At 70.6% G+C, this 9,231-nt stretch carries 7 protein-coding genes and 3 tRNA genes; 5 read left to right on the forward strand and 5 right to left on the reverse strand.

Annotated features, from left to right (window positions below; genetic code table 11):
* Positions 1 to 116 precede the first annotated feature (116 nt).
* The gene (locus tag CCN56_RS15720; protein ID WP_218779416.1) at positions 117 to 449 is read left to right on the forward strand and encodes a hypothetical protein; all 333 of its coding nucleotides are present in this window, start codon (positions 117 to 119) and stop codon (positions 447 to 449) included.
* 175 nt (positions 450 to 624) lie between these two features.
* On the opposite strand, the gene CCN56_RS15725 is transcribed toward CCN56_RS15720, so the two are convergent.
* The 4 genes from CCN56_RS15725 to CCN56_RS15740 all read right to left on the reverse strand — a co-directional run bounded on the left by CCN56_RS15725 (position 625) and on the right by CCN56_RS15740 (position 2,276).
* Positions 625 to 1,494, reverse strand: coding sequence for a hypothetical protein (locus CCN56_RS15725; protein WP_143664528.1), 870 nt, complete (start codon positions 1,492 to 1,494; stop codon positions 625 to 627).
* A 388-nt stretch (positions 1,495 to 1,882) separates the two neighbouring features.
* Positions 1,883 to 1,959: transfer RNA gene (locus tag CCN56_RS15730), tRNA-Ile, on the reverse strand.
* Positions 1,960 to 2,125: 166 nt separating this feature from the next.
* A tRNA-Asn gene (locus CCN56_RS15735) sits at positions 2,126 to 2,198 on the reverse strand.
* Between the two features lie 5 nt (positions 2,199 to 2,203).
* A tRNA-Asn gene (locus tag CCN56_RS15740) sits at positions 2,204 to 2,276 on the reverse strand.
* A 136-nt stretch (positions 2,277 to 2,412) separates the two neighbouring features.
* Here CCN56_RS15740 and CCN56_RS15745 point away from each other — a divergent pair.
* From CCN56_RS15745 to CCN56_RS15760, 4 genes are all read left to right on the forward strand, one after another.
* On the forward strand, positions 2,413 to 2,718 hold the full coding sequence (locus tag CCN56_RS15745; protein ID WP_086827457.1) for a hypothetical protein: 306 nt from the start codon (positions 2,413 to 2,415) through the stop codon (positions 2,716 to 2,718).
* 29 nt (positions 2,719 to 2,747) lie between these two features.
* Positions 2,748 to 4,187 carry an FGGY family carbohydrate kinase gene (locus CCN56_RS15750; RefSeq protein WP_086827459.1) on the forward strand — a complete coding sequence of 480 codons (1,440 nt, stop codon included), beginning with the start codon at positions 2,748 to 2,750 and terminating at the stop codon, positions 4,185 to 4,187.
* Between the two features lie 69 nt (positions 4,188 to 4,256).
* Positions 4,257 to 5,990: an ABC transporter ATP-binding protein gene (locus tag CCN56_RS15755; protein WP_086827461.1), complete on the forward strand. Its 1,734-nt coding sequence runs from the start codon at positions 4,257 to 4,259 to the stop codon at positions 5,988 to 5,990.
* On the forward strand, positions 5,990 to 7,927 hold the full coding sequence (locus CCN56_RS15760) for an ABC transporter ATP-binding protein (protein ID WP_086827463.1): 1,938 nt from the start codon (positions 5,990 to 5,992) through the stop codon (positions 7,925 to 7,927). Before CCN56_RS15755 ends, CCN56_RS15760 begins: the two co-directional genes overlap by 1 nt.
* 50 nt (positions 7,928 to 7,977) lie before the next feature.
* Here the strand turns inward: CCN56_RS15760 and CCN56_RS15765 are convergent, their stop codons facing one another.
* A complete protein-coding gene (locus CCN56_RS15765) occupies positions 7,978 to 9,003 on the reverse strand; it encodes an RNA polymerase sigma factor (protein ID WP_179199859.1) in 1,026 nt (341 codons plus the stop codon).
* Positions 9,004 to 9,231 lie beyond the last annotated feature (228 nt).

The following is a 9,231-nucleotide window of genomic DNA, read 5'->3' on the forward strand; positions in this document are numbered from 1 at the left end:
CACCTTCACCGCCGCCGGTGGCATCGCCGGCGGCACCGGCGGCGGTGAAGGTGGTGGCTCCGGGCGAGGAGGTGACGCTCGGCGGCGGCAGCACGATGCGGCTGACGGCCCAGGGCATGTCCCTTTCGACGCCGAAGGCCTCGGGCTCCGAGGAGCGGCTGATGAAGGTGGCCGAGGTGCCCGGGGGAAAGGTCTCGGCCACCATGACCGGCGACGCCACCGGCACCGTGTGGGCCGGCGTCTACCGCGGCCCCGAGAGGCCCGCCGGGGTGACCCTTTCCGCGGGAGGCCGGACGACGAGCGCCCGCATCGTCACGCTGCCCGGCCGCCCCGGCTGGGTCGCCTTCCACGCGTACGACACCCGTGCCGGGACGGACGGCTTCACCATCACCGTCCTGGGCGCCGGCGGCACGGTCCTGGCATCGCAGGCCAAGCCCGGCGAAAGCTGAAGACGTCGAGGGGGTGACCGTCGGCCGACAACTCCCCCTCCTGCAAGCCGACTTGGGCTGCCGGCCGGCCCAAGGGCCGCCACAGGGCGCCACGCCCGCGTCAGGAGCGACGCGGGCGTGGCCGAGCCTCTCGCGTGACGAGGTACGGATCCCCGCCGTATCGCGACGGGTTGGACTAACGGGCGGCCTCGGGAACCTCGATCCGGCCGGTGAAGGCACTTCGCGTGTCCGCCCGGAGATCCTGCTCGTATCGGAGCTGTCGGCCCTCGTGCGGGACGGCGAACCCGAAGGAGGACCGACAGGAGATCATCCGGTAGGTACGCGCGTCCAGGGTGAGGATCTCCTCCAACCCGGTCAGTACGATGCGCTTCTCGTCCGATGTGACGCCGGCCTCGCGCAGCTTGTCCAAAGTGGGCCGGAACTCGTCGGCGGCCTTCGCGATGGCCGGTCGCTCCGTCCTGTCGGCCAGGTGTCCGGCGGGGATCCGCATCCGGAGCTCGATCTCACCGTCGGTCCTGGTGACCTCGATCCGCTCGTTCCGCTCGACGTACGCGGTGAAGGACTCCAGCGCGGCCAGCGGGTCCTCCACCTTGGCGGCGATCCCGGGAGCGGTCAGGGGCCCCTTGGTCCACGGGGTGCCGGGGGCGCCTTCCCGCACGTACCCGGTGCCGTCGGCGGCGAACACCTCCTCGGGCTTCCGCCTGCCCTTGCTGAGTACCGTGCCGCTCTGGTGCAAGGCCTCCGGCCTGCCGGTCCGCTCCACCGTGGCGGAGTACGAGGCCGCGCTGCCCTGCCCCTCCGGTGCGCCGGTCTCCTTCAGCGACTCCCTGCCGGTCACGGCGAACGTCCACCCGTTCTGGGCGTCCATGGCCGCCTCGGCTCGCGCCAGCAGGTCTGACGCGCTGCTCTCCGGCGCCTTCGACACCTTCGGCGCGCCCGTAACGGCTGCGGAGGCCTTCACGGGCCCGGCCTCCGGGTCGGGGCTCTGCTGCGTTCCGCAACCGGCCAGTGCGGCAAGGACGGCCAGGCCTGCCACCGGCGACAAGAACCGGCTCTTCATCGCCCACGTCCAAGCTCGCGCATCTGCATGTCTTTTCCACTTCGTCCGCTGCCCCGGGGTGCCCGCGGCGCACACCGCCGCGCATCAAGCCGCCGGTTATACGGGCTCCGCAGCCGCCGGTACCAGGCGACGGACATTGCGGACACGGCCGTCGCCGCCACCACCGCCGGCCGCACTCTGGGCGTCATCGCCGAACCGTCGGGAGCCGGTTCCCGGCGCGTTCCCCACGCGCGGCGCGTCGCCCCGCCGTGAACGCGCGGCGCATCCGGGTGACCTCCGGCGTGTCGCTCCCGTGACGCGCATCACCTCGGGTGCACGGTGAGACGAGAAAAGCCCGCGGTCGCGGAGGAAACCTTCCTGCGACCACGGGCTGTGGTGGGGCGGGTGGGACTCGAACCCACGGCCGACGGATTATGAGTCCGCTGCTCTAACCGGCTGAGCTACCGCCCCGAACGGTGAGGCGCGTACATGTGTGCGCGCCGTCTGCCGCAGCATAGCCGCTCATACGATCTCCTGCTCCGGATGATCGGCTCTGCTCGACCATGAAGACCGCGCCGCGCCCCGCATGGTTCCCGGGGACGCGAAAAAGGACCCCGAAGGGTCCTTTTCCGTCTCGCTCCCCCGACTGGACTCGAACCAGTAACCCTCCGGTTAACAGCCGAATGCTCTGCCAATTGAGCTACAGGGGATCGCGCTCCCCCGACTGGACTCGAACCAGTAACCTGCCGGTTAACAGCCGGCTGCTCTGCCAATTGAGCTACAGGGGATTGCTGCGTTGCACCGATCGGATCCACCTCGGGCCTTGCCGGGCGGCGGCCGCTCGCTGCGAGACATACATTAGCGCAAGCAGGGGGGTGCTCCGCCAATCGGTTCCCCCAGGGCCTCCAGGGAAGGATCGCAGCCGTGCGGTACAAGCTGACGTTCGTCGTGGGACTCGCCCTCGGTTACGTGATCGGCACGCGGGCCGGACGCGAGCGCTACGAACAGATGAAGAAGTCCGCGAAGCACTTCGCACAGAACCCCGCCGTGCGGAACGCCACCGAGTCCGCCGCCCAGACCGGGCGCCAGGCCGCGGGCAAGGCCTTCCACGTCGTCGGCGACAAGCTGCCGCACTCCGTGGCCGACCGGGTCCACGCGCTGCGCGAGCGCCGGCAGGGCAGCAACGGGAAGGTCTACGAGGACGACGACTGGGGCACCAGCAACACCTGACTCCCTCGCGTGCGGCAGAATCATGTGTCATGGGGATAGTCGCCGGACTGGACAGCTCTGCGGAGTTCACACGCATCGTCGTCTGTGACACGGACACGGGTGCCGTACTGCGGCAGGGGTACGCCGCACATCCCGGCGAACCCAAGGCCGTCGACGTCGATCCGCAGACCTGGCTGCTCTCGCTCGGGGAGGCCGCCGCCGGCGGGCTCCTGGAGGGCGTGGAGGCCATCGGCGTCTCCGCGCAGCAGCACGGGCTCGTGCCGCTCGACGCGCAGGGCGGCCTGGTGCGGCCCGCGCTCGTGCGCAACGACAAGCGGGCGCAGGTGGCCGCCGCCGACCTCGTGGAGTCCCTGGGCGGACGGCAGGCCTGGGCCGAGGCCGTCGGCAGCGTGCCCGGTGCCGGGCAGGCGGTCGCCAAACTGCGCTGGCTGGCCCGTACGGAGCCGGAGAACGCCCAGCGCGTCGCCATGGTCCTCCAGCCCCACGACTGGCTCGTCTGGCAGCTCCTCGGCCGGCCCGCCCGTCGCACCACCGACCGCGGCGCCGCCTCCGGCACCGGCTACTGGTCGGTCGGCACCGGGATGTACCGTCCCGACCTCGTCGAGCTGGCCCTCGGCCACCAGGCCGTGCTGCCCGAGGTCCTCGGGCCCTCCGACGCCGCCGGCATCACCCCCGAGGGCCTCCTCGTCTCCGCCGGTACGGGCGAGACGATGGCCGCCGCCCTCGGCCTCGGCCTCGGCCCCGGCGACGCGGTGGTCTCGCTCGGCGCCTCCGGCTCCGTGATGGCCGTGCACCACGAGGCCCTCGCCGACCCCAGCGGCATGATCACCTCCTTCGCCGACGCCACCGGCATGTACCTGCCCGTCGTCTCCACCTCCAATGCCGTACGGGCGCTGCGCGGCACCGCCGAGATGCTGGGCGTGGAGTCGCTGGAGGAGCTGTCGGCGCTGGCCCTGAAGTCGACGCCCGGCGCCTCCGGGCTCGTCCTGCTGCCCTATCTGGAGGGCGAGCGGACCCCGAACCTGCCGCACACCGCCGGCACGCTCAGCGGGCTGCGGCGCGAGTCGATGAAGCCCGAGCACCTGGCGCGGGCGGCGTTCGAGGGGATGCTCTGCGCGCTCACCGACGCCATGGACGTCCTGCGCGGGCGGGGCGTCGAGGTGCGGCGGGTCTTCCTGCTCGGCGCGGCCGCCGCCCTGCCGGCCGTACAGGCCTTCGCCCCGGCGCTCTTCGGCGCCCAGGTCGTCGTCCCCCAGCCCGCCGACTACGCGGCGCTCGGCGCGGCCCGGCAGGCCGCCTGGGCCCTCGGGGTCGCCCGGGGCACGCTCTCCCCGGCCGCTCCCCCGGCCTGGCAGGGCGCGGTCGCGCAGATCCTGGAGCCCGGCGAGGAACTGTCGGTCGGGCAGGCCGTACGGCAGCAGTACGTGGCGACGCGGGAGCAGATCCACCCGGGCTCGTTCACGTCGTAGGCGCCCGCCCGCGCCCGCGCCCCAAAACCGAGTCGTAACGTCACAGGGACGCGGGCGATAGTAGGAGCCGTGCTCATAAGACTTCTCCGAACCCACCTGCGGCCGTATCGAAAACCCATCGCGCTGCTCGTCCTGCTGCAGTTCCTGCAGACCTGCGCGAGCCTCTACCTGCCGACCCTGAACGCCGACATCATCGACAACGGTGTCGTCAACGGGGACACCGGCTACATCCTGCGCTTCGGCGCCCTGATGGTCGGCGTCTCCGTCGTCCAGGTCCTCTGCAACATCGGGGCCGTGTACTACGGCGCGCGCACCGCCTCGGCGCTCGGCCGCGACGTGCGCGGCGCGGTCTTCGACCGGGTGCAGTCCTTCTCCGCCCGGGAGCTCGGCCACTTCGGCGCACCCTCGCTGATCACCCGTACGACCAACGACGTGCAGCAGGTCCAGATGCTGGTCCTGATGGCGTTCACCCTGATGGTCTCCGCGCCCATCATGTGCGTCGGCGGCATCGTGATGGCGCTCGGCCAGGACGTCCCCCTGTCGGGCGTGCTGCTCGCGGTGGTGCCGGTGCTCGGCGTCGCCGTCTCGCTGATCGTGCGGAAGATGCGGCCGCTCTTCCGGACCATGCAGACGCGCCTCGACACGGTGAACCGGGTGCTGCGCGAGCAGATCACCGGCAACCGGGTCATCCGCGCCTTCGTGAAGGACGGGTACGAGGAGGAGCGCTTCCGCGGGGCCAACGGCGAGCTCACCGACGTGTCGATGGCGACCGGGCGGCTCATGGCGCTGATGTTCCCGACGGTGATGACCGTCGTGAACGTCTCCAGCGTCGCCGTGGTCTGGTTCGGCGCGCACCGCATCGACAGCGGCGGGATGGAGATCGGCGCGCTGACCGCCTTCCTCGCCTATCTGATGCAGATCGTGATGGCCGTGATGATGGCCACCTTCATGTTCATGATGGTGCCGCGCGCCGAGGTCTGTGCCGAGCGCATCGAGGAGGTCCTCGGGACCGAGACGAGCGTCGTGCCGCCGGCCGAGCCGGTGACGAAGCTGCTCCGGCGCGGGCACCTGGAGGTCAGGGGCGCGGACTTCCGGTACCCGGGCGCGGAGGAGTCGGTCCTCAAGGACGTCGAGCTCGTCGCCCGCCCCGGTGAGACCACCGCGATCATCGGTTCGACGGGCAGCGGCAAGTCGACCCTCCTCGGGCTCGTGCCCCGGCTCTTCGACGCCACCGGCGGCGAGGTCCTCGTCGACGGCGTCGACGTGCGCGAGCTCGACCCGCAGCTGATGGCGAAGACCGTGGGGCTCGTCCCGCAGAAGCCGTACCTGTTCTCCGGGACGGTGGCGACGAACCTGCGGTACGGGAAGCCCGACGCGACCGACGAGGAGCTCTGGCACGCCCTGGAGGTCGCCCAGGCCAAGGACTTCGTGTCCAAGCTGGAGGGCGGCCTGAACGCCCCGATCGCGCAGGGCGGCACCAACGTCTCCGGCGGGCAGCGGCAGCGGCTCGCGATCGCGCGGACGCTCGTGCAGCGGCCGGAGATCTACCTGTTCGACGACTCCTTCTCCGCGCTCGACTACGAGACGGACGCCCTGCTCCGGGCCGCGCTGGCCCAGGAGACGGCGGACTCGACCGTGGTGATCGTCGCCCAGCGCGTGTCGACCATCCGCGACGCCGACCGGATCGTCGTCCTCGACGAGGGCCGGGTCGTGGGCACCGGACGGCACCGGGAGCTGATGGCGGACAACGAGACGTACCGGGAGATCGTGCTCTCCCAGCTGACCGAGGCGGAGGCAGCCTGATGGCCGGTCCTGGCGGACGCATGATGATGGGCCAGTCCGGTGAGCGGTCCATGGACTTCAAGGGCTCGGGAAAGCGGCTGCTCAAGCAGCTGGCGCCCGAGCGCGGCACGCTGTGGCTGATGCTGATCGCCGGCGTGCTGTCGGTGGCGGCCTCCGTGGTCGGGCCGAAGATCCTCGGCAAGGCGACGGACCTGATCTTCGCGGGTGTCATCGGGCAGAGCGCGGGGGAACACGCGCCCGCGGGCGCCACGAAGGCGCAGGTCCTGGAGAAGCTGCGCGCCGACGGCGACAGCGGCATGGCCGACATGCTGTCCGGGGTCGACTTCACCCCCGGCAAGGGCATCGACTTCGGCGCGGTCGGCGAGGTCCTGCTGGTGGTCCTCGCGGTCTACGTCGCGGCGGGCCTGCTCATGCTGGTCTCCACCCGCATGTCGATCAAGGTGATCAACCGGACGGTCTACCGGATGCGGGAGGACGTCCAGACGAAGCTGGCGCGGCTCCCCCTGTCGTACTTCGACAAGGCGAAGCGCGGCGAGGTGCTGTCCCGGGCGACCAACGACATCGACAACATCTCGCAGACACTCCAGCAGTCGATGGGCCAGCTGATCAACTCGCTGCTCACGATCGTCGGCGTGCTCGTGATGATGTTCTGGATCTCGCCGCTGCTCGCGGTGGTGGCGCTGGTGACGGTGCCGGTCTCGGTCTTCGTCGCGGCGAAGATCGGCAAGCGCTCGCAGCCGCACTTCGTGCAGCAGTGGAAGTCGACGGGCGCGCTCAACGCGCACATCGAGGAGATGTACACCGGGCACGGCCTGGTGAAGGTCTTCGGCCGGCAGGAGGAGTCCGCGAAGGACTTCCGCGAGCAGAACGAGGCACTGTACGAGGCCGGGTTCAAGGCGCAGTTCAACAGCGGTGTCATGCAGCCGGTGATGTTCTTCATCTCGAACATCAACTACGTCCTGGTGGCCGTCGTCGGCGGTCTGCGGGTGGCGACCGGCAGCCTGTCCATCGGTGACGTGCAGGCCTTCATCCAGTACTCGCGCCAGTTCTCCATGCCTCTGACGCAGGTCGCGTCGATGGCGAACCTGGTGCAGTCCGGTGTCGCCTCGGCGGAGCGGATCTTCGAACTCCTCGACGCCGAGGAGCAGGAGCCGGACGCACCGACGAGCGAGAAGCCGGTGGACCTCAAGGGCAAGGTGGCCCTGGAGGGCGTCTCCTTCCGCTACGAGGAGGACAAGCCGCTCATCGAGGACCTGTCGCTCACCGTCGACCCGGGCCAGACGGTCGCGATCGTCGGCCCGACCGGCGCCGGCAAGACGACCCTGGTGAACCTGCTCATGCGGTTCTACGAGGTGACGGACGGCCGGATCACCCTGGACGGGGTGGACGTCGCGAAGATGTCCCGCGAGGAGCTGCGCAAGGGCATCGGCATGGTCCTCCAGGACACCTGGCTCTTCGGCGGCACCATCGCGGACAACATCGCGTATGGCGCCACGCGCACGGTGACCCGGGAGGAGATCGAGGAGGCGGCGCGCGCCGCGCACGCCGACCGCTTCATCCGGACCCTGCCCGAGGGCTACGACACGGTGATCGAGGACGACGGGGCGGGGGTCAGCGCGGGCGAGAAGCAGCTGATCACCATCGCCCGGGCGTTCCTGTCCGACCCGGTGATCCTCGTCCTGGACGAGGCGACCAGCTCGGTCGACACCCGCACCGAGGTGCTCATCCAGAAGGCGATGGCCCGACTCGCCCACGGGCGCACGTCGTTCGTGATCGCGCACCGGCTCTCCACGATCCGGGACGCGGACGTGATCCTGGTGATGGAGAACGGCTCGATCGTCGAACAGGGCACGCACGAGGAGCTGTTGTCGTCCGGCGGGGCCTACGCCCGGCTGTACGCGGCGCAGTTCGCGCAGGCGGTCGCCGAGGTCGACTGACGCGTTCCGGCCCCGGGGGGTGTCCTGCCTGACGGCGGGGCGCCCCCTCGTCAGTCCAGGTAGCCCCTGAGCTGGTCGGCGTAGGCGTGGTCCCGCAGCTTGTTGAGGGTCTTGGACTCGATCTGGCGGATGCGTTCGCGCGTCACGCCGAAGATGCGTCCTATCTCCTCCAGGGTGCGGGGCCTTCCGTCGTCGAGGCCGTAGCGGAGCTGGACGACCTTCCGCTCGCGTTCGCCGAGGGTGGAGAGGACGTCCTCCAGGTGGCGGCGGAGCAGCAGGAAGGCCGCGGACTCGACGGGCGAGGCGGCGTCGCCGTCCTCGATGAGGTCGCCGAGGGCGACGTCCTCCTCCTCGCCGACGGGCGCGTGGAGCGAGACGGGTTCCTGGGCGAGCCGCAGCACCTCGCCGACCCGCTCGGGGGGCACGTCGAGCTGGGCGGCGACCTCTTCGGCGGTGGGTTCGTAGCCGCGTTCCTGGAGCATGCGGCGCTGGACGCGGATGACCCGGTTGATGAGTTCCACGACGTGCACGGGGACGCGGATGGTCCGGGCCTGGTCGGCGAGGGCCCGGGACATGGCCTGGCGGATCCACCAGGTGGCGTACGTGGAGAACTTGTAGCCGCGCGCGTAGTCGAACTTCTCTACGGCCCTGATGAGGCCGAGGTTCCCCTCCTGGACGAGGTCGAGCATGGTGAGGCCGCGGCCCACGTACCGCTTGGCGACGGAGACGACGAGGCGGAGGTTGGCCTCGATGAGCTTGCGCTTGGCGATCCGGCCGAGGACGACGAGCCGGTCCAGGTCGATCGCCAACTGTGTTTCCAGATCAGGGGTGTTGGCGAGTTTCTCCTCGGCGAACAGCCCGGCCTCGACGCGGCGGGCGAGGTCGACCTCCTCCTCGGCGGTGAGCAGCGGGATGCGGCCGATCTCGCGCAGGTACTGGCGGAAGAGGTCGGAGGAGGGGCCGTTGCCGCCGAGGTCGCCGGTGCGGCGGCGCTGGGGTGGGACCTCGGGAACTTCGGGGAGCTCGGTCTGCTCGTCCGGTTCGGCGGTCTGACTCGGCTGGATCTCGGTCTGCACGGCGGGCGACCTCCAGGAGGGGCGGAACGGCACCGTCACCCAGTGTGGGGTACGACACATCGCCGCCACGAGGGGCGTGCGGTGACTTTTTGAGACCGGGACGTGACCGAACGTGTGTCAGAGGGCGGCGGCGCCGTTGTTCCTCAGGGACTGCCCGTACTGGGTGAGCACCCACAGCTCGTTCTGCACGACGGCGAGCTGCTCGGGGTCGCCGTCGTGCAGAACGAG

The sequence above is a fragment of the Streptomyces sp. NRRL B-24572 genome, from assembly GCF_002156145.1.
GTDB lineage: Bacteria > Actinomycetota > Actinomycetes > Streptomycetales > Streptomycetaceae > Streptomyces > Streptomyces vietnamensis.